Source organism: Brevibacillus gelatini (genome assembly GCF_003710935.1).
In the GTDB taxonomy this organism is placed as follows: Bacteria; Bacillota; Bacilli; order Brevibacillales; family Brevibacillaceae; genus Brevibacillus; species Brevibacillus gelatini.
Genome location: NZ_RHHS01000065.1, coordinates 1 through 19,590, shown reverse-complemented (window position 1 = coordinate 19,590; position 19,590 = coordinate 1). Strand labels below are relative to the sequence as shown.

20 protein-coding genes, 1 pseudogene and 1 riboswitch are annotated in these 19,590 nt (G+C 53.2%); of the genes and pseudogenes, 14 read left to right on the top strand and 7 right to left on the bottom strand.

Annotated features, from left to right (window positions below; all coding sequences use genetic code 11):
- Window positions 1-144: 144 nt before the first annotated feature.
- Window positions 145-526, top strand: a pseudogene (locus EDM57_RS22355) (ATP-binding protein); the annotation flags it as partial.
- Window positions 527-664: 138 nt separating this feature from the next.
- Here the strand turns inward: EDM57_RS22355 and EDM57_RS22350 are convergent.
- On the bottom strand, window positions 665-1,573 hold the full coding sequence (locus EDM57_RS22350; RefSeq protein ID WP_122906883.1) for an EamA family transporter: 909 nt from the start codon (window positions 1,571-1,573) through the stop codon (window positions 665-667).
- A 267-nt stretch (window positions 1,574-1,840) separates the two neighbouring features.
- On the opposite strand from EDM57_RS22350, the gene rarD reads away from it, so the two are divergent.
- Window positions 1,841-2,749 (top strand): EamA family transporter RarD, encoded by a 909-nt coding sequence (gene rarD / locus EDM57_RS22345; RefSeq protein WP_122906882.1) that lies wholly within the window; start codon window positions 1,841-1,843, stop codon window positions 2,747-2,749.
- Between the two features lie 66 nt (window positions 2,750-2,815).
- Here rarD and pdxK read toward each other — a convergent pair whose 3' ends face one another.
- Together pdxK and EDM57_RS23505 are read right to left on the bottom strand one after the other, a co-directional pair.
- The gene (gene pdxK / locus EDM57_RS22340; protein ID WP_122906881.1) at window positions 2,816-3,628 is read right to left on the bottom strand and encodes a pyridoxine/pyridoxal/pyridoxamine kinase; all 813 of its coding nucleotides are present in this window, start codon (window positions 3,626-3,628) and stop codon (window positions 2,816-2,818) included.
- Between the two features lie 178 nt (window positions 3,629-3,806).
- On the bottom strand, window positions 3,807-3,977 hold the full coding sequence (locus tag EDM57_RS23505; RefSeq protein WP_170163495.1) for a hypothetical protein: 171 nt from the start codon (window positions 3,975-3,977) through the stop codon (window positions 3,807-3,809).
- A 198-nt stretch (window positions 3,978-4,175) separates the two neighbouring features.
- Here EDM57_RS23505 and EDM57_RS22335 point away from each other — a divergent pair, with 198 nt between their 5' ends.
- The 3 genes from EDM57_RS22335 to EDM57_RS22325 are packed head-to-tail and all read left to right on the top strand — an operon-like array spanning window position 4,176 to window position 7,894.
- Complete coding sequence (locus EDM57_RS22335) at window positions 4,176-4,877, top strand: ABC transporter ATP-binding protein (RefSeq protein WP_122906880.1); 702 nt, start codon at window positions 4,176-4,178, stop codon at window positions 4,875-4,877.
- Window positions 4,878-4,902: 25 nt separating this feature from the next.
- Window positions 4,903-6,354, top strand: a complete 1,452-nt coding sequence (locus tag EDM57_RS22330) for an ABC transporter permease (RefSeq protein WP_122906879.1) — start codon at window positions 4,903-4,905, stop codon at window positions 6,352-6,354.
- Between the two features lie 19 nt (window positions 6,355-6,373).
- A complete protein-coding gene (locus EDM57_RS22325) occupies window positions 6,374-7,894 on the top strand; it encodes an efflux RND transporter periplasmic adaptor subunit (RefSeq protein ID WP_122906878.1) in 1,521 nt (506 codons plus the stop codon).
- A 172-nt stretch (window positions 7,895-8,066) separates the two neighbouring features.
- On the opposite strand, the gene EDM57_RS22320 is transcribed toward EDM57_RS22325, so the two are convergent.
- Window positions 8,067-8,837: a class I SAM-dependent methyltransferase gene (locus EDM57_RS22320; protein ID WP_122906877.1), complete on the bottom strand. Its 771-nt coding sequence runs from the start codon at window positions 8,835-8,837 to the stop codon at window positions 8,067-8,069.
- Window positions 8,838-9,031: 194 nt separating this feature from the next.
- Between EDM57_RS22320 and EDM57_RS22315 the strand changes: the two genes are divergently transcribed.
- The 3 genes from EDM57_RS22315 to EDM57_RS22305 are packed head-to-tail and all read left to right on the top strand — an operon-like array spanning window position 9,032 to window position 12,179.
- Entirely contained in the window at window positions 9,032-11,077 is a 2,046-nt protein-coding gene (locus EDM57_RS22315) for a hypothetical protein (protein WP_122906876.1), read from the top strand.
- Between the two features lie 60 nt (window positions 11,078-11,137).
- Entirely contained in the window at window positions 11,138-11,341 is a 204-nt protein-coding gene (locus EDM57_RS22310; protein WP_122906875.1) for a hypothetical protein, read from the top strand.
- Between the two features lie 19 nt (window positions 11,342-11,360).
- The gene (locus EDM57_RS22305) at window positions 11,361-12,179 is read left to right on the top strand and encodes an EcsC family protein (protein WP_122906874.1); all 819 of its coding nucleotides are present in this window, start codon (window positions 11,361-11,363) and stop codon (window positions 12,177-12,179) included.
- Here EDM57_RS22305 and EDM57_RS22300 read toward each other — a convergent pair whose 3' ends face one another.
- Together EDM57_RS22300 and EDM57_RS22295 are read right to left on the bottom strand one after the other, a co-directional pair.
- Window positions 12,180-12,725, bottom strand: a complete 546-nt coding sequence (locus tag EDM57_RS22300; protein WP_122906873.1) for a GNAT family N-acetyltransferase — start codon at window positions 12,723-12,725, stop codon at window positions 12,180-12,182. It abuts the gene before it with no gap.
- Between the two features lie 98 nt (window positions 12,726-12,823).
- Window positions 12,824-13,267 carry a flavodoxin gene (locus EDM57_RS22295; protein WP_122906872.1) on the bottom strand — a complete coding sequence of 148 codons (444 nt, stop codon included), beginning with the start codon at window positions 13,265-13,267 and terminating at the stop codon, window positions 12,824-12,826.
- 152 nt (window positions 13,268-13,419) lie between these two features.
- Window positions 13,420-13,607, top strand: a riboswitch (Lysine riboswitch).
- A gap of 120 nt (window positions 13,608-13,727) precedes the next feature.
- On the opposite strand from EDM57_RS22295, the gene dapD reads away from it, so the two are divergent.
- The 5 genes from dapD (at window position 13,728) to EDM57_RS22265 (ending at window position 18,160) form a co-directional block, all read left to right on the top strand.
- The gene (gene dapD, locus EDM57_RS22285) at window positions 13,728-14,438 is read left to right on the top strand and encodes a 2,3,4,5-tetrahydropyridine-2,6-dicarboxylate N-acetyltransferase (RefSeq protein WP_122906870.1); all 711 of its coding nucleotides are present in this window, start codon (window positions 13,728-13,730) and stop codon (window positions 14,436-14,438) included.
- Window positions 14,439-14,452: 14 nt separating this feature from the next.
- Window positions 14,453-15,667, top strand: a complete 1,215-nt coding sequence (locus EDM57_RS22280; protein ID WP_122906869.1) for an aspartate aminotransferase family protein — start codon at window positions 14,453-14,455, stop codon at window positions 15,665-15,667.
- A 3-nt stretch (window positions 15,668-15,670) separates the two neighbouring features.
- Window positions 15,671-16,804 carry an N-acetyldiaminopimelate deacetylase gene (locus tag EDM57_RS22275; protein WP_122906868.1) on the top strand — a complete coding sequence of 378 codons (1,134 nt, stop codon included), beginning with the start codon at window positions 15,671-15,673 and terminating at the stop codon, window positions 16,802-16,804.
- Between the two features lie 284 nt (window positions 16,805-17,088).
- On the top strand, window positions 17,089-17,685 hold the full coding sequence (locus tag EDM57_RS22270; protein ID WP_122906867.1) for a hypothetical protein: 597 nt from the start codon (window positions 17,089-17,091) through the stop codon (window positions 17,683-17,685).
- 112 nt (window positions 17,686-17,797) lie between these two features.
- Window positions 17,798-18,160: a DUF4912 domain-containing protein gene (locus EDM57_RS22265; RefSeq protein WP_122906866.1), complete on the top strand. Its 363-nt coding sequence runs from the start codon at window positions 17,798-17,800 to the stop codon at window positions 18,158-18,160.
- A gap of 187 nt (window positions 18,161-18,347) precedes the next feature.
- Here EDM57_RS22265 and EDM57_RS22260 read toward each other — a convergent pair whose 3' ends face one another.
- Window positions 18,348-18,776 (bottom strand): DUF1885 family protein, encoded by a 429-nt coding sequence (locus tag EDM57_RS22260; RefSeq protein WP_122906865.1) that lies wholly within the window; start codon window positions 18,774-18,776, stop codon window positions 18,348-18,350.
- Window positions 18,777-18,955: 179 nt separating this feature from the next.
- Between EDM57_RS22260 and EDM57_RS22255 the strand changes: the two genes are divergently transcribed.
- On the top strand, window positions 18,956-19,480 hold the full coding sequence (locus EDM57_RS22255; RefSeq protein ID WP_122906864.1) for a MarR family winged helix-turn-helix transcriptional regulator: 525 nt from the start codon (window positions 18,956-18,958) through the stop codon (window positions 19,478-19,480).
- The last annotated feature ends 110 nt before the right edge of the window (window positions 19,481-19,590 follow it).

Sequence of the window (19,590 nt, the reverse complement as noted above, 5' to 3'; positions counted from 1 at the left end):
TATTAATGCAACGCTAGTGAGTCTAATTGAACATTTACACGGTAAAATTTATTTGTGCTAAGTTTTGAGCGCCGTTGATACTTCGAGGGGAGACATCCATGAAGTTGTAGAAAAAGCACCGAGGTATTTTTCGGTGCTTCAGTTCTCAAAGTTTACTTTGTCAGTCTGTCGCATCTCATCGAGGATCTGCGAAAAGCTTACATGGAGAACAGACTGGATAAACGCATTCGTAATTATATTCGACCAAAGATCCTCGTGATTGACGAGATTGGCTACTTGCCGTTTGACAGTTTGGCAGCTAACCTCTTTTTCCAGGTAGTAAGTGCAAGATACGAGAGAGGGAGTATTCTGTTGACCAGCAACAAGAGCTTCGGTGAATGGGGGAATTGATGGACGATCCGATACTTGCTACAGCTTTTTTGGATCGAATCTTACACATTCCCACATCGTCAACATTAGGGGGAATAGTTACCGACTTCGTGAAAAAATGAGGACTGGAGCCTACAACTCTCCCTCTACCACCTAACCAACAAAAAATCGCCGGGTGGGTCAGTTCTAAACCGGCGATGGTGGGTCAAAATAAAGTCGGCGTTGACATCTTCAATGCAAAAACAGCAAAAGCCCAGCGAGGTCCAGGAAGGATCCGGCTGGGCTTTTCTATTGTTTACATACCTTTTTTCTCCAAAACCCGTGACGGCGCCAAAAGCCTGCGCCATTTGATTTGCGGCACGCAGATGGCAGCGAGGATCATCAGAACGCCGCCCCATTGGGAAAACGTCACCTTTTCCTGGAGAACCAGACTGGACAAAAGGACGACGGTTGGCAGCTCGACAGCACTCAGGATCGTAGCGAGGCCGTTGCCGATGCGGGGGACGCCTGCCGCGAGACAAAAAATCGGGATGACCGAACCGAACACGGCAACGAGCAAGCCGAGCGGAAGCAGTCCGTCCATTAGCCGACCGTTGAACAAAAAGGTTGGCGGATAGACGATGGAGAGCATGACGGCTGCCAGGCTGATCGTGATCGCGCTGCGCAAATAAGGATTCAAGCCTGGAAGGATGCGCCCGCTGAAGAAAATCACCAGGGCAAACGTAGCCCCTGACAACAGGCCGCAGACCAGACCCGTGATGCTGACACCTTGCAGGCCGCCTTCGCCAAGACCGCTGGCAAGCACCGTTCCGCCGCCAAGCATGAAAAGCGACACCCATTTTTTTGCCGTCGGCCATTTGCGCTCGACAAGCGATTCGAGCAGGACCCCGATCCAGGTAAACTGGAACAGAAGCACGATGGCCAGCGAAGCGGACAAGCGGCTGACGGCCTGATGGTAAAGAATGCTGGTGGACGCCATCATCACGCTGACAGGGGCGAGAATCAGCAAATATTTCAGGCGGAACCGTTCACGCGAGAAAAACAGGGCCGCTATAATCATTATCAAACCGCCGAAAATGAGTTGGCTCCCGCTCATCTCGTAGGGAGTAAAGCCAAGAGCAAACGCGTGCTTCATGAACAGGGAGAGCACTCCGTAGCTGCATGCCCCGAGCAAAACGAACAGAACAGAACGCCAGTATGTCATAGGTGAAAATTCCTTTCTTATGACTAAACTCGGTTGAATAATGCCTATTGTACACTAGTAGGAAAAATGGTACAATGAAAAATTATTTTTCACTTCATTATGCTGCTGAGGTAATGAGATGTCTTGCTAAATCACTGCTATGGCAGTGAGGGAAAGTGATTGGTGTGATCGTGATTATATCGGTGATGAATACATAGCCGATTGACGACAATTCCGTTACACTACACTATAAGACGGGCACATGGCAAAACAGTGGGGGAATCAGAAATGAAACAGGGGATACTTTATGCGTTTGCCGCGTATTTTGCATGGGGAATGCTTCCGCTGTACTGGAAGCTGTTCCAGTCGATGGGCGCATGGGAAATTTTGGCGCACCGCATCGTCTGGTCGATTCTTTTTGTCGCAATCATTATTCAGGTAACGAAACGCTGGCGCGCAATGTGGGGATCGGTATCCGGGGGGAAAATGGTTGCTGCGCTTGCCACCTGCTCCCTGCTCATCAGTGCAAACTGGCTGATCTACATTTGGGCGGTGAACAACAACCAGGTCATGCAAACGAGTCTCGGCTACTATATGAACCCGTTGTTTACCGTACTGCTCGGCGTAATCTTTTTACGGGAAAAAATGAATCTGGCACAATGGGCGGCACTCATTCTGGCGGCCTGTGGCGTCCTGTTCATCACGGTGCAATACGGTGAGTTTCCGTGGATTGCGCTCTCCTTGGCGCTCACCTTTGCGTTTTACGGTCTGGCGAAAAAGGTGGTGAAAATGGAGGCGATGATCGGGCTTGCCTGGGAGACGCTGTTTGTCGCTCCGATTGCGCTCGGTTACTTGATCTTGCTCCAGGCAAACGGGACAGAGACGGCGACGGCCTTGGCGTGGTGGCAGATGCTTTTGCTGGCGCTGGCCGGCGTTGCGACGGCGATGCCGCTGTACTGGTTTGCCCAAGCGGCGAAGCGCTTGCCGCTCTCGATTGTCGGCTTTATCCAGTATGTCTCTCCGACGATCACGCTGCTCACCGCGGTTTTTCTGTTTGGAGAACCGTTTACCACGACACATCTCATCAGCTTTTCGTGCATCTGGTCTGCGCTCGTAATCTTTACCGTAAGCTCGATGCGCAAAAAACCGGCGACGGCTCCGCTCAAGCCGGAAGTGGCGATCAAAAAGCAGGCATAGGACGAAAAAAACTCCTGATCCGTCCCGAGACTCGCTCGGCTGGTCAGGAGTTTTTGGTTTGCAAAACTAGGCTTGGTGCTTGCGGCGGTATGCGCCGTGGTTGGTTGGACCGACGTATTTGTTGAGGGCAAAGGAGTGGCGAATCGCTTCGGTAATGAACTCCTTCGCGACCTCCACAGCGCCGCGCACGGAATTGCCTTTGGCCAGCTCTGCGCAGATGGCAGCAGAGAAGGTGCAGCCTGCCCCGTGAGTGAACGTGGTGTCAAAACGCTCGGATTCCAGCACCTCGATGGTTTGCCCGTCGTAGAAAACGTCGACGGCATTGTCGCTTTGCAATTTGGTGCCGCCTTTTACCACGACGTAGGAAGTGCCGAAGTCGTGAATGCGTTTTGCCGCTTCCTTCATGTCTTCAACGCTTGTCAGCGCGCCCATTCCACTGAGGATTCCCGCTTCAAACAGGTTCGGCGTCGCGACAGTTGCACGCGGGAGCAGCACTTCACGCAGGCTGACGGCGATTTCCGGATGGAGCGCTTCTGCGCCTTTACAGATCATCACCGGGTCTACGACGACATTTTTCAATTGATATTGCTCTATTTTGCGGGTAGCGAGGTCAACCAGCTCTGTGGTGCCAAGCATCCCGGTTTTTACTGCATCTACACCGATTCCGGCGAGAACCGTCTCGATCTGCTTTTCCAGGATGGCAACATCGATGGGGAACACTTCATGGAACCACTCATTGTGCGGGTCCTGGGCCACGATGACAGTAAGGGCTGTCATTCCGAAGACGCCAAGCTCCTGAAACGTTTTGAGGTCTGCCTGTTGTCCAGCACCGCCGCTGGTATCGGAGCCTGCAATCGTAAGCGCTTTTTTCATGGTCATAGTCATTTATCTCCCTTTTGTGCAGCAGCGAAGTGAATGCAGTTCTTTACTGTCATGCACTGTAATGTCTTTCTCTATATTAAGAGGAAAAAAACAACGGTGTCAATAATATCTCCAGAAATAATAAACCGCTTCCCTGAATCAGAGAAGCGGTTGCCAGTGTGTCGTCTATGTCATGTCATCGGGAGGCAGCGTGGTGAAAGGAAAAGCTGATCGGCGTAGCCAGGGAGCGGGAGCGTTTGGTCGCAAGCTGTTTGGCCAGTTTGGCTGCTTCGAACATGCTTGGCGCCTTGATGATTTCTACCCATCTGCGTGTAGCGGTTTCAAACAAAAAGCGATACATGGTCATCGGTAATCGCCCTTTCGTGTTTTCTTCACACCCTTATTGTAGTACGTTTCTGGCAGCAATTGGTTGCGGGTTTGTTACATGATTTTGAAAAACTTATTGCATTTGTGTGAAGGTAAAATGTTTTTGACAAGTCCGTTACGTTTTTCGACTTTTTACGTCTTATATTATAGACAAAGAACGAATGAGGTGCTGCAAAAGATGACCAACAAAACGGGAGAGCTAACCGTAACCGGGGTCAATCACAGCTACGGAACGGGGAAAATCAAGGTTCCGGTGCTGTTTGATATCAACCTGCACGTCAACCAGGGCGAGTTTGTCGCCTTGTGCGGTTCATCCGGTTCAGGAAAGTCGACGCTGCTGAATCTGCTTGCGGGTCTGACCAAGCCGGAAGAAGGCAGCGTGGTGGTGAGCGGGGAGGAAATCTCCAAATTTAACGAAAACGAACTGTGCCTGTTTCGCCGCAAGCACATGGGCTTCATTTTCCAGTCATACAACCTGTTGCCCAATCTGACGGCGCTGGAAAATGTGGAGCTGCCGCTCGTCTTCGCGGGCGAAAGCGTCAAGAAGCGGCGGGCAAAAGCGACGGAGATCCTGCATCGGGTCGGGCTGGAAGGGCGGATCGACCATCGGCCGAACGAACTGAGCGGCGGGCAGCAGCAACGCGTCAGTATTGCGCGGGCGCTCGTCAACCAGCCAGGCATCATCTTGGCCGACGAACCGACGGGGAACCTGGACTCGAAGACCGAACAGGAAATTCTCCAGCTCATGAGAGAAATGAACAGGGAAAATGGGACTACGTTCATCATCGTTACCCATGAACAGGAAGTAGCAGAGCAGTCCGACCGCGTCATTTATTTGCAGGACGGCCGGATTGTACAAAAAAGGACGAGGCCAGCGTAGGCGAGGGGTATGAGGTGAACAGATTGTGAAGGTAATAGATTCGTTTCGCATCGTCTGGAGAAACTTGTGGCGGATGAAGTTGCGAACCGCCCTGACATCGGTTGGGGTCATGATCGGTACGGCGGCTATTGTGGCGATGATGGCCTTGAGCCTGGGGCTGAAGGAAAACGCAGTAAAAAGTCTGGAAAACTTCGGGAACTTGACAGAAATGGACGTCGAGCCGATGTACTACGACGAGGAAAAGGACGAGCCGATCCCGGACGATCAGCGCAAGCGGCTGAACATGGAAGCTGTTCATGAGCTGAAAAAAATACCGGGCATCGCAGCCGTCATGCCAGTCAAGCGGCTGCATGAGCAGACGAAGCTGAAGGTAGGCAGGCGCGAAGGCTACGTCGAGCTCGTCGGGGTTGACGTGAATGAGTCGGCCGCCTACCGCAAAAACGAGATAGAAAAAGGGACGTATTTGACAGGCTCGCCGCAGGAGGTCGTCGTCGCATATAACGTTCCACGGGAATTGCGCGATGTGGAAAAAGAAAAGCGGGAGGCGCGCAGGCGCAATGCCAACAACGGCAGAGAGTCAGACATGTCCGGGATGCCTTTCGATATGGGCGGTGGCGGAGAGTCGGCTGCCTTCAACATCGTCGACAAAGCGGCAACACTCATCCTGACGCGGGAATACCGTATCGACGACGAGCCGAAATACGAGAAAAAAGAATTGCGGGTGCGCGTCGTCGGCCAACTGCAAAAATCGGATAACTTTCGCTACTCGTCGGCAGTCTACGTCCCGCTTGGCGTCGTGAAAGAGCTGAACGATTGGGTGAACCGCGGACGCGGCGACGAAGTCAGCGAGGGCTCATCGCGCCGAACGCGGGAGCAGGCGAAAAAAGACACGTTTGAATTCGACCAGATTACCGTCAAGGTGGAATCGCGGGAGCAGGTAGAAAGCGTCGTCAAGGCGCTGAAGGAAAAACGCTTTGAAGTCTGGTCGCCAGCGCGCGAACTGGAGACGATCAACAACTTTTTCTTCGTGATCCAGATGGTGCTGGGCGGCATTGCAGCGGTTTCCTTGCTGGTTGCCACCATCGGAATTGTCAATACGATGATTATGTCCATTTTGGAGCGAACAAAAGAAATCGGCATCATGAAAGTAATCGGGGCGACTGTGCTGAACATTCGCTGGCTGTTTTTGATGGAGTCAGGCTTCATCGGGTTGATCGGCGGCCTGGCTGGCCTTGGGCTCGCCTGGGGCGCGGTAGAGCTGGTGAACTACTTTGGCGCATCCGGCGGCATCATGGAAAACTTGAACATGGGATATGGCGGCGGACCGGAAGGCGAACAGAGCAAACTGGCAGTGATTCCGGCCTGGCTGTCGCTGTTTGCGATCGGCTTCTCCTTTGTCATCGGGCTGCTCGCAGGAATTTTCCCGGCAATCCGGGCATCCCGTCTCAGTGCACTTCAAGCGATTCGATCAGAATAAGAAATGTGGGGAACGAAAGATGAACAAGAAAAAGTGGATCATACTGGCAGCAATTGTGGTCGTTCTGGGGGGAGGTGGCTACGGTGGTTACGCGTACTACCAGTCGAAAAATACGGCTGCAGAGGAGCCGCCTGCCGAACCGCCTTCCTTCCCGACGGCCACGGTAGAAGTGGGGGAAGTGAAGAAAACGATTTTCTCTTCCGGCACCATCGAAGCAAAGGCGCGCGAGGAAGTCAAACCGGCGATCAGCGGCAAGGTGCAGAAACTGTTTGTCAAGGAAGGACAAGCCGTGAAAAAAGGCGACGTGCTGTTTACCGTAGACAGCGTGGACGCCCAACTGGAATTGCAGAAGCAGGAACTGGCCATCGCTCGTGCGCAAAAAGAGCTTAACGAGCTGAAAAACAAAAAAGACAAGATCGTTGCCGATAAAGCGGGAAAAGTCCAGGAAGTGCTGGTGAAGGAAGGCGATACAGTTACGCCTGACACCGTCGTGGCGAAGCTGACCAATACCGACTATTTGAAAATTACAGGGAAGTTCACCGCATACGAAGCCGAGCATTTCCGCGTAGGACAGAAGGTGAAAGTATTCATCAGCTCGTCGCTTTACTATGTGGACGGCGTCGTGACGAAGGTGGACCATATCGGCCAAAAAGAAAAAGGAGTCGGCGGCGTTCACGATGTCGAGGTCCTGGTCAAAAAGCCTGGTGCCCTCTACGTGGGAGATTTGGGCGAGGTCCAATACACGGATTCAAACGGATTGTTGTTCGCAAGCCAGAAAGCTACGCCGTTTGAACTGCCGGATGAGATGGAGATTGTGGCAGGGACGCACGGAAAAATTGGAAAAGTGGAAGTAGAAAAAGACGACGAAATCAAAGTAGGACAGCTTTTGTTCAAAATGGACCTGACAGAATCCGAGCTGGAGTTGAAGGACAAGGAGCTTTCCTTGAAAGAAGCGCTTTTGAGTATGGAGCAGAAAAAGCGGGAAATTGCGAAAAAGCAAGTGGAAGCGCCGATCAGCGGAGTTATTACGAAGCTCAACGTCAAAGAAGGGGAGGAGCCTGGCTCGGAGCCGGCTGTGGTCATTATGGACACGAGCGCCGTCTACTTCATCGCAGCCGTGGATGAGATGGACATCCCGTCGATCAAGCTTGGACAAAGTGTCGATGTTTACTTGACGGCGTTTGGCAACAAGCCGTTTAAAGGAAAAGTCACCGAACTGCCGAAAGAGGGGACAAAAGAGGACAAGTCTGTTCGCTTCGCGGTCAAGGTCGAGCTGAGCGACACGAAGGACATGAAGCATGGCATGACAGGCGATTGCGATATTTACGTGGAGCAAAAAGATAACGTGAAGCGACTGCCTTTGAACGCTGTGGAAGTATTGGAAGCAGGAATTGGCACAGTTATGGTAAAAGACCCGGCGAGCGGCGAGCCGACGCCAAAAGAGATTGAGATCGGTGTGGAAGGAACCGACTTTGTTGAAGTGGTAAATGGATTGAACGAGGGAGACGAAGTGTTGCTGACGAATCCGGAAGGCATGTAAGCTTTGCAGCGGAGACTCCCAGCCAGATCAAGCAAACAGCCCTGCGTATCCGTCTTGGAACGAAGCGTGAGGGCTGTTTGCTTTTTACGCGTGGGGATGACCATCGCTTTCCGCTGCTTGCTAAGCCTGGCGCGGCGTGAGCCTGTTCTGTAGTCATAGCGGCAGGGCCGCCTCATATAGCTTCCTTGTAGGCGATGATGCGAATGCGCTTGTAGTCCACGACCCAGCTGCCGTCCTGGAACAACACCGGACGCGCCAGTTCAGTCACTTCCGCGCAGACGTCTTCGATCTCCTGCGCGGACAGCCCGCTGAAAAAGGGGCTGCAAAACGAATCGAGCCAATGGCGCAGCCCGCGATCTCCGTCAGGCAGCGTCGTCGGCCTGTCGAAATGCGAAGCGAGTGTCACGCGAAAGCCTTGCTCTTCAAGCAATGTCGTGTACTCGCCGACAGTGGGAAAATACCACGGAGAGCGCTCGTCTGCCGAAAGCTTCCGGCGGTTCAAGGCGATGCGCAACGCCTGGACGACGTGCTCGCAATTGCCTTTTCCGCCGAATTCGGCCACGAACCGTCCGCCTGGTGCGAGCGCATGCCAAACAGTGCGAATCACCTCGCGCGGCTTTTTCATCCAGTGCAGCGCGGCGTTGGAAAAGACCGCGTCATACGTTTCCGCGGATTGGTAAGAGTGGGCGTCCGCGACGAAAAAGGCGATTTGCGGGTACTTTTGGCGGGCTGCCGCAATCATGCCGGGCGAAAAGTCAATGCCTGTTACGTTTGCGCCTGCTTGTGCCAACTGTGCGCTCAAATCCCCTGTCCCGCAGCCCAGATCGAGAATGCGTTCTCCCGGCAACGGAGACAGCCATTCTACAACTCCCTTGCCATAGGCAGAAACAAAATTCATCTTGTCGTCGTACAGCTTCGCGTTCCATTGATGCGTAGAACTCATCTGGCTCCCCCCTTTGTTCTTGTTTTACCAGCAAGCAGGTCATAAATCAATCCTATAAAAATTATAAACGAAATAGGAATTGCCTATATCGAGTCCCGACGAAATATTTTGGGGCCACACAGGAAAAAGCGCTCTTTTTGTCGAAGAAAGACGAGTGGCAACACGAGCAATCAGAGAAAGGTAGAGGACATTTCGTGAAAAAATGGGTTGTAAAAGCACTTCTTGTGTGTCTGGCAACCGGCACTTTCTTGTCGGGCGTATCGGCTCCGCCAGCCATGGGAGCAGGGGCTACAACATCAATGAAAAAAAACAGCCAGGTATCCAAGCCCGTTTCGCAGCCTGTTCACAATATGATTATTTTCAACGACTATCAGGTAGCAGGCCTGGACTCAGGCGGATGGAACTGGGTGAAAAACGACGAGTTCATCCTCCCGCCTGAAACCGCCCTGGATATAGATCTGGTGCAAACGACGTACGGAAGCGGCACGAATCTCAATCGAAGCGAAGTCTTGCTCGATGGAGTGGAGCTGCCGGAGTATCAGACGGAGCAGCAGTCCGCGCAAAGCACGTTTCGCTGGCAGGTTCCCCGCTTCTCGATTCCAGCCGCCAAATTGTCTCCTGGACAGCACACCCTCACGTTCGTCGTGACGGATGCCAGGTCGCAAAAAAGCACCGTACATGTGCGTTTTCAGGTAGAGGCGCAAAACTTCCCGAGCATCTTTGAAGGGGAGAAGCCCGAAGGCGAACAGGTTCCATCCGGCAGCCAGACGCAAATTTTTGGCATGATGGGTTCCACCAGCTTTGCCAGCACGGTTCCGGGAACGTGGAAGCTGATAAACAAAACGACAAACGCGGAAATCCGGTCTGTGCCGGCCAACGTGTTCTCGACGGGGACGCTCGCGACGGGCAATTACGATCTGCTGTTCATTCCTGACGACAGCAGCATGAGCACCTGGATGACGCACATTCGGGTCGGCATGGCTGAACTGTATGTGGGAACGGATGCAAGCGGGCAAAAGCTTTCGCAAGGACAGCAGATTACGGCTCCGTCAGCGCCGGGCGTCGTGAAACTGTATTCTCCGGTCGTCGGTCGCTGGTCCGTGAACGGAACAGGACAAACCTTGACCGACTCCCAGCACTTCGAGGTCGTGATTCCGGATATGATGGCGGGAATGACCATGACCGTCACCTTCGAGCCCAATCAGGCTGCCAACACGAACAATCTGTGGGGCGGCTCGACAATCGAAGTGAAAATTCAGGTTCCCGGTGCGCCGAACTCCTGCGATCCTGCCAGCGCAACCGCGACCTTGGATGTGCTGATGCAGCCAAATGCCAAGTCTACGCTGATGGTGGAACGGGAAAACCTGTATTCGTCCAATAGCACCGTGAAGCTCTACCAAAATCCGGTGCACGTCATTTGGCTGGCGACGGCTGCCGAGCACGTGGAGCGGGGCAGTGAAGCTTCTGATGACGAGGGACCGGGCTTCTGGGCCGTTGACAACGTCGTTGTGGATGAATCAAAGCTGAACTGGGATCATACGGCTTTGCTGCTGTCCAGCTACAAGCCGGGCCGATACAAGGTCAACTATTACAGCAAACGCGAACCGCGGCAGTCGTGGTGCGGCTACATTCAGGTCATAGAGGACTCTCCCCCGATCCCGTCCGCTCCTGCATGTGCCAAAAATGAAGCAGGACTGGCTCCAGCGCCAGGGCCGATTCTTTGGAAAAACAATCGCGGCAGCGAATACCGCGACGGCCAAACCGTCATCGTCAACTCTGCAGCGGATCTGGACAGCTTGCGCGATCTGCGGCTGATGTCTACCTACGCGAAGCGGAACGGGAACAAAAAGATCAAGGACGGCAGCGGCAAGGACACGATCACCTACTACATGCCGAACCTCGTCTGGACGTACGGCGAAATGCCATTCGGCTCCAGCCAGGATTACATCGGGGGAACCATTTCTTCGAAAAACAAGGTCCAGGTGTTCCATGAAGGAAAAGAGATTGCGCGCTTCATGCCCAGCACGAACGAGGAAGAGGAGGACGAGGGCGAGGAATCGCTTGATCTGAAAGCCATTATCGCAGACAACGAGAACAAGCCTGGTGTCTACACGGTCAAGGTGACGAACGTATTCAGCTATAAAACTTGCTCGATCGTGCAAAAAGACAGGAAATACGGCAAAGAGTTGGACGAACGCGAACGCGATCAAACCATGACCTTTACCGTAGAGGTCAAATAAGCGAATGACCCCCTTGCTTATGGCAGGGGGGTTTTTTCCAAAGCGGGGAGGCAAGGAAAGATGACGGATGAACAGCTCGCGATCCTGAAATCGTTCGGCTTTTGCATGGAACAAGGACAAGTGAAACATTTGAAGCTCGGAATCGTAACAGACAGTAAGGAATTTGCCGGTTTTTCTTCAGCAGAGGAACTGCGGGCGCATGTCAAAGCGCTGCTTCGCACCCAATGCCAATGGAAGCGTGGCAAAGAAACAGAGGGCATGTAGTTCGGGAGGGTGTCGCCAGATGGAGTCGAGACAGTTTTTGCAGCAGGCATTGGCAGAGGTGGAGGCGTGGGAGCGCGACCAGAACGACTTGTGGTTTTGGGAAAAACTAGGCAGACTCCCGTTCGTTTGGCTCGATAAAATTACACCGAATTTCGTCAGGGAAAAGCTGGGCACGGCCGTGGACGAAATGGCCGCGTTTCTCGAAACAGGCGGGACGTACCTTGTTCAAGATAAGGCGATTTACAGCAAGTTCCGTCCCCGGTTGGAAGGGCTTGGCGCGGAAATGCCGCAGGCAGAAGACGTCGCGGGGGCACCGCTCGTCCTCATGGATGAGATTGCCCGCAATCTGACGGAGTCACGGGCGGCTTTTGCCACGGTGCAGGGCGCGACGACAGGCATCGGCGGCATTTTTACGCTGGCGATTGACATCCCTTTGCTGCTGGGCACCTCGCTGAAGATCCTGCAAGAAATGGCGCTTTGCTACGGCTATCGGCCGGAAGAGAAGCGGGAGCGCCTGTTCGTGGTCAAATGCCTGCAATTCGCGTCTTCGGATATAGTCGGGAAAAAGGCGATACTGGCAGAGCTGTCGCGTTTTGATGAGCCTGCTGCCCAAAAAGACGTGATCGCGCAGTTGCAGGGCTGGCGGGAAGTAGTGGTGACGTATACGGAAAATTTCGGCTGGAAAAAGCTGTTTCAGATGGTGCCGATTGCGGGAATCCTGTTCGGGGCGTACTTGAATCGCTCAACCGTCCAGGACGTCGCGGAAGCGGGGAGAATGCTGTACCGCAAGCGGCGAATCCTGGAGCGATTGCGCGCACAGCAAGGCGCAGCGGATTGATTAGGCCCAATCCTCTGCCGTGATCGCAAAAATGAGGTGATCCTCCCACACGCCGTTGATTTGCAAATAGCGCAAGGACAACCCTTCGTGGCGAAAGCCGTTTTTCTGCAGTACGCGGATGGAGGCAGTATTGCGGGGCATGACAGCAGCCTGTACCCGGTGCAGCCCGGCTTCCCGGAAGGCGTAGCCGAGTGCGAGCCGGACGGCGGCTGTGGTGTAGCCTTTCCCGTTTTTCGCCTGATCCATGAAGTAGCCGATGGTCGCGTTTTGCCAGGTGCCGCGCACGACGTTTGACAGGGCGACGCGGCCGATCATTTCGTCCGTTTCGCGCAAAAACACGCCAAAGGCGAAGGCGGTCCCGGCTGCGAAGTCTTGCTCCGCTTTCGCAATCTGCTCCTCTTGCCCGCTCAATGTCAGAAAAGAGGGAGGGCGAATCGGTTCGAATGGTTGCAGGAAAGCATGATTGCGCAGCCGAAGCTCCAGAAGCTCGGCTGCGTCTTTTTGTTGCAGCGGTCGCAAATAGACCGTATCTGTATGTAACGTCATGATAGCAACCCCCTTTTAAAAAAGTGGAGTGCTATTATAGCATGACAGCGCTTGCGCAGAAAGGCTTTTTTGGACAAAAGCCCTTTCCTTCGTTGACCTTAGCCGAGCAGTTCGCAGAAGGAAACGCCAAACTGTTTGCAAATTTCTACTTCTTTTTCGTTCGGGGAAAGCTCGATTTTCAAACCTTCGAGTGGCGTTTCTGCTCCGCGCTCGCCCGCTTTTTTCAGCAAAATATCTACAGCAGCACCGACGTGCTCGTAAGCAGAATCGCAGGAACCGAACGCTGCGACTTTTTTGCCGCTCAAATCAATATCGTCCATCTCTTCGTAAAAGTCCAGGCACTCGTCTGGCAGTTCGCCGTCCCCCCATGTATAGGCGCCGAGCAAAATGGCATCGTAGTCCTCCAGTTCCTTGGCAGTGGCATCGATGACTTCTTTTATCTCCAGGTCTTTTCCGGTGGAACGGATTCCTTCGGCAATTGCTTCCGCAACTTCCTGCGTATTTCCTGTCATGCTTGCGTAAACCATCAAAATGCGGCTCATAAGAAGCAAACCTCCAATAAGATAATGAAAATCATTCTCATAAAATAAATTAATGAAAATGATTCTCGTTGTCAATTGTTATTTTTCTTTCCACAAAGCTGTTGCCACAAGTGATTGATTTTGGTAGAGTTAAGTGAAATTATAATATTGGAAGTCTAAATAGAGGTGCGCTGAAGATGAGTACATCTTTTCGGAGTCTGCCAGGGGGCAGGAAAGGAAGGAAAGGCTAAAGCGCCGAAGCTGTTGCTGTTCCCCCTGGATAGCAGTGGCTGGGGTGATTCATGAACAATGAGCATCCTGTCACAAAAAGGACGTCTTTTTGTGGAGCGCTATTTACGATTTGCTTGGGCAGTATGGAAAGCAATGAGATAGCGTATGCACTCATTGCTTTTTTTAGTCAGGGGGAGCGATTCGCTTTCGCTGACTGGCAAAGCTTTTTTATTAAAAGGAGGAAGTACCAGTGAACATGATGGATGCCAATGAAATTATCGCGTTTATTCAAAAAAGCGAGAAGAAAACACCTGTGAAAGTATACGTGAAAGGCAATCTGGAGGGCATTGACTTCGGTGCCAACTCCAAGACGTTTATTACAGGCACGACAGGCGTTGTGTTTGGCGAATGGAAAGAAATCGAGCCGGTTCTGGCTGCGAACGCTGACAAAATCGAAGACTACGTCGTGGAAAGCGACCGCCGCAATTCGGCGATTCCGCTGCTCGACACAAAAGGAATCCAGGCGCGCATCGAGCCAGGCGCGATCATCCGCGACCAGGTGACAATCGGAAACAACGCCGTTATCATGATGGGCGCTACGATCAACATCGGGGCCGTGATTGGCGAAGGCACAATGATCGACATGAACGTCGTCGTCGGTGGCCGCGGAACCATCGGGAAAAACTGCCATATCGGCGCCGGCTCTGTCATCGCAGGTGTCATCGAGCCGCCTTCCGCGCAACCGGTTGTCGTGGAAGATGACGTCGTGATCGGTGCCAATGCGGTCGTGCTGGAAGGCGTTCGCGTAGGAAAAGGTGCGGTTGTAGCTGCGGGCGCGGTTGTTATTGAAGACGTGCCGCCATACACGGTTGTTGCGGGCACACCTGCGCGTGTCATCAAACAGATCGACGACAAAACTCGCTCCAAGACGGAGATCAAGCAGGAGCTACGTCAACTGTAGGGGAGAGAGCTCACATGGACTGGCGTACGCTTGATGAACAATACATCGTCTCTTCCTACAAACGCTTGCCAATCGCCATCGAAAAAGGGGAAGGCAACTACCTGTACGACACAGCGGGCAAAAAGTATCTGGATCTGTTTACGGGGCTGGCCGTCAATGTGCTCGGCCACTCCCATCCGCGAATTGTCCAGGCGCTGCGCGAACAGGGCGAGCGCTTCCTGCACATTTCCAACGTCTTTTTGAACCAGCCGGCAATCAAGTTGGCGAAGCGGCTGGTGGAGCAGACGATTCCGGGAAAAGTGTTTTTCACCAACTCCGGTGCGGAAGCGACCGAAGCCGCAATCAAAATGATTCACAAATGGACGAAGGCAGAAGGAGCCGGGCGCGAAGGGATTGTCGTGCTGCGCAACAGCTTTCACGGCAGAACATTGGGCGCGGTGCGCCTGACCAGACAGGCCCATGTGTATCAGGATTTTCCGCAGCCGGACTTTCCGGTGTATGATCTGGACCCTGAGGATGCGGACGGCTTGCGGGCGATTTGCCGCGACGCGATGCCAGCCGCTGTCTTGATGGAGCCTGTGCTCGGCTCTGGCGGGGTCGTGCCGCTGTCGGAGTCGTTTTTGCGCGAGGTGGCGGCGATTTGCCGGGAGGAAGGCATGCTGTTTGCCATCGACGAAATCCAGACAGGCATGGGACGTACCGGGAAGCTGTTTGCCTACCAGCATGCAGGCGTGACGCCGGATTTGATCTTGTTTGCCAAAGGCGTAGGCGGAGGGCTTCCGCTCGGTGGCGTGATTGCCGGAACGAAGCTGATGGACCAGTTCAAGCCGGGCGACCACGGGACGACCTTTGCACCGTCACCGCTTTCGGCGGCTCTTGGCAACGTCGTGCTGGATGAGCTGCTCGATCCGGCCTTTGCGAAAAGCGTGGAAGAAGTAATTGCCTACCTGTGGTCCTCTCTGGAAGCGCTGCGTGAGCGTCTCCCGGAACAGCTGCAGGCGCTGCGCGGCAAAGGCATGATGGTGGGCATCCCGCTCAGCGCCGCCCCGGAAGAGGTCAGCCGTTTGCAGCAGGCTATGCTTGAGCGCGGCATTCTCGTGGACGTGACGCAAAAAACAATCGTGCGCCTGCTGCCTCCGCTCACGTTGAGCAGGGCAGACGTCGACCTGTTCCTGGGCAGCTTCGCAGCGGAACTCGTGGCCCTGCACGGGACCAAAAGGGAGGCGTAGACTGTGGCGACATCGTTGTTTACCCAGATTCGGCGCGACCTGCACCAGATTCCGGAGCCGGGCTTTGCCGAGGTGAAGACGCAAAAGTATTTGCTCGATTACCTGGCGCGTCTCCCGCAGGAGCGGATGCAGATCAAGACGTGGCGCACCGGAATTTTGGTCAGGATCGCGGGGACGAATCCGAAGCGCACGATTGCCTGGCGCACGGACATGGACGGCTTGCCGATCACGGAGGAGACGTCGTACCCGTTCCGCTCGCTGCACGAAGGCTACATGCACGCGTGCGGACACGACATGCACATGGCGATTGCTCTCGGGCTTGTGACGCATTTTGTCGAGCAGCCGATTGCAGATGATCTGCTGTTCCTTTTCCAGCCCGCAGAAGAAGGGCCGGGCGGCGCTCAGCCGATGATGGAGAGCGAGGAGTTTGCTTCCTGGCGGCCGGATTGCATTTTTGCGCTGCACATCGCGCCGGAATATCCCGTCGGCTACATTGCCACCAAGCCGGGTATTTTGTTTGCCAACACGTCCGAACTGTATATTGATTTGATCGGAAAAGGCGGACATGCGGCTTTTCCCCATCAAGCGAACGACATGGTCGTGGCAGGCAGCCATCTCATCACACAGCTCCAGACGATTGTGGCGCGCAACGTCGATCCGCTCGATTCCGCTGTCGTGACTGTCGGCAAGCTGGAAGGCGGCACGAAGCAAAACATCATTGCCGAAAAGGCGCGGCTGGAAGGGACGATTCGCACGTTCTCGACCGAGTCCATGGCGCTGGTCAAGTCGCGGATTGAGTCGCTTGTCAAAGGCATCGAGGCGGGCTTTGACTGTACGGCGTCCATCGACTACGGCGTAGGGTACTGCCAGGTGTACAACGAGGAAAAGCTGACAACGGCCTTCATGGACTGGGTACGCGAACAGGCCGGGGACGTGACGCTGATCGCCTGCAAGGAAGCGATGACCGGAGAAGACTTTGGCTACTTCCTGCAGGAAATCCCGGGCTTTTTGTTCTGGCTTGGCGTCAATACGCCGTACGGCCTGCACCATTCCAAAATCGAGCCGAACGAGGACGCGATTGAGGTCGCGATCCGTCTGGTCTCCCGATATTTTACGTGGCTGTCCGAGCAGAACTAGCGAGACTGGCAGCCAAAAAGAGCGGTGAAGCAGGCCGCTCTTTTTTTTGTGCAAAAAGGCTTGTGGTGCAGCTTCTCTATTTTGTCAAGAGTCCTGTGTAGCTTATTTTCCGCCTTGTGAATAAGTCTTGCTTCCTGGACGGCTTACTCCTGTGGATTGTGTGGATATTGTTGAAAAAACTTGTCTTCCCACCACAACTATTTGCCCTTTTTCACGTATAAACTAGTGAGAGGAATTTTCGGAAGATCAAGCGCTGCCGCGCACACATACAGGAGGATTATGACATGAAAAAAGCATGGTTAACGGCCTTGTTGGCGCTGACTGTAGCGGGAGTGGGAGGTACCGCCGCTTTGGGAGAAGGTGCGTTGCGCGTTTATTTGGGCAATGAATCGATTTCCAGCGACATGCCTGCTTCCAAGGCAGATTCGGTTGAGGCGCTGGTCAACAAGCTCGGCGGGTTTGTTGACTACGATCAACGCACGGGCAAGCTGCAGGTAGTCAAGCCTAATGTAAACATCATCGTCATTGAGGGGATTCAGCAGACGCGCAACAAAAATATCGTCTTCACCAACCCGGTCAAAGGCTACAGCGACAAAAATGTACCGCGCACCTTCAACGTATTTGTCGAGGTGGACGAAGCGCCTGTCGCCAAAGATTTGCGGATGCAGCTCGTCCTGATCGGGCCGGATGGCAAGGAAGTAAGCAAAGGAAAAGAGTGGAAATATTCCACGCAAAATGCAAACAGCTTCTACTTTTCCGAGCCGTTTGTCTCGACGAAGCTGGAGGCGTATGGAAATTACAAGGTACAAGTGCAGATGAAGTCGGAGAAGTTTAAATCCTACGTAGTGGTGGGCGAGAACACTTTCACGGTAGGACGATAAATGAAATCCCTCTGATACGTTCCCACTTGCCTTGGTCACATGGTATAATAGACTGAAAATGTAATATACATGTTGAGAGCAAGTACATGAAAGAAAGGAACGATGGGAGCAAATGGAGACAAATCCCCCGCGATCGTCTACGGACATAGAAGGCCCGAGTATACACATTGCCTGGAAAGATGAGCATTCCATTCAGGCGGAGTGGAGTATGACGAAGGAGTTCGAGCAGGAAGTGGAGAAAAAGTTTGCGATACCTTTTGCCGAACTGCCGTTTGTTCTGCGCCTTTTCGACGTGACTGACCGCAAAGAGATCCGCAATGACGGCACAGACCTTTACACTGATTTCGACATCAACCATCGTTCTTCCGAATGGATCTTGTACGGAGTGACGCAGGGATTGGAATATTGCGTTGATCTGGGTATTCGGATGGTGGACGGAAGGTTTTATTCGCTGTCAAGATCTCAAATGATTTGAATCATCGTGCTCATGTGATCGGGCTTGGCGGGCGAAAGCTCACGCGAAGCTCTCTAGGATGCAGTACCTGTTTTCTCATAAGGAAGGCGCCCCGCTTGGCTCAGGTTCTCCTGTGCCGGAACGGGGCTTTTGTTTTGCCGTGAAAAATACGCGAAAAAACAGCCGACGGAATCGGCTGTTTGCGTGCTTATGGTTTGCGCGGCTGAAAATACTGGACGCGCTTGTTGAACAGATGCAGCTCCGCCTTGTAATCGCGGGCGAGGTAACGGCAGAATTCGTTTGCCTTGCTTTTGTCGCCGTGCGTCGCCGATTCGGGCAGTGAGACCTGGATGTAGTGCTTCTCGGTGCCGTTTTCATCTTTGCTGCCGACCCCTACGACAATCGTCTTGTACATGCTCGGGTCTTTTCCTTTGAGAAGGAACCACGAGTCTTTGCCTTCCGGACGTTCTTCTATGGTATATGGAAAAGCGGCCTCTTGGTAGGACCAGCCGAGCTGCTCCCCTGTTTTCGAGGTCATGTCCATATATCGCGTGAACTTGGCTTTTACGTCGTCAAGACTGGCAGATTGGGCTGTTGAGCCGTTAACGAAATAGATGTAGGCCGATTGTAGTTTCACGATTGCACCCTCCTAGTAAGCGGGAATCTCTGCGTTTAGTGTAGCATTGCTTCCACACTTTGACAACGAGACAGTTCACGAAGGAAAGTAATTGCGCGTCTTTTCTGAAAAGTGTAAAATATAAATACTATTTATATAGTAGATAAGTGAACGATAAAGGATCATGGAGGAGTAAACCCATGCAGGAGGCGTCGATTCGAAACGTATTTGAAGCATTGAACACAATGCGCGCAATTGATGTGGTGAACAAGGAAGACTGGGAGCGAGCAGCGAAGGAAGCCGAACTGGATTCCTCCGTACAGTTAAACATTCTCTGGATCATTTACTGTTATGAGGGGGTACGGGTCACGCAAATTGCCGACTGGACCTTCTGGCACCCGTCTTCCATCGTCATCCATATCAAAAAGTTGATGGAGAAAGGAATGGTGACGATTGAAAAGTCGGAACTGGATGGACGTGTCGTACACGTGTATCCAACCCAGCGAGGCAAGGAGGTTCTGGAGGAAAGCCGAAGAAATGTCCCATCCATTTTCAGATTGACGTATGCGCTGGAGAAAATGGAGGAACGATACAGTACAGCAGTTGTTGAACTGTTTTTTGAATGTCTCTCCTTCGTGGCGCAATCGCTGCACGGAGCGGAGAAGGTGAGATGGATTCAGGAGGGCGAGGAACGGGTCATGAACCCGACGCATTTGATTAGTTAGGCAAAATGGGTGGAAAAAAGGCGGGCTTTCGCGTATACTGTTAAATACTCCGAATATTTTTGAAAATGATGTCGGAGCAAAAACCAAAACGAGGAGCCATTCCTGTAATG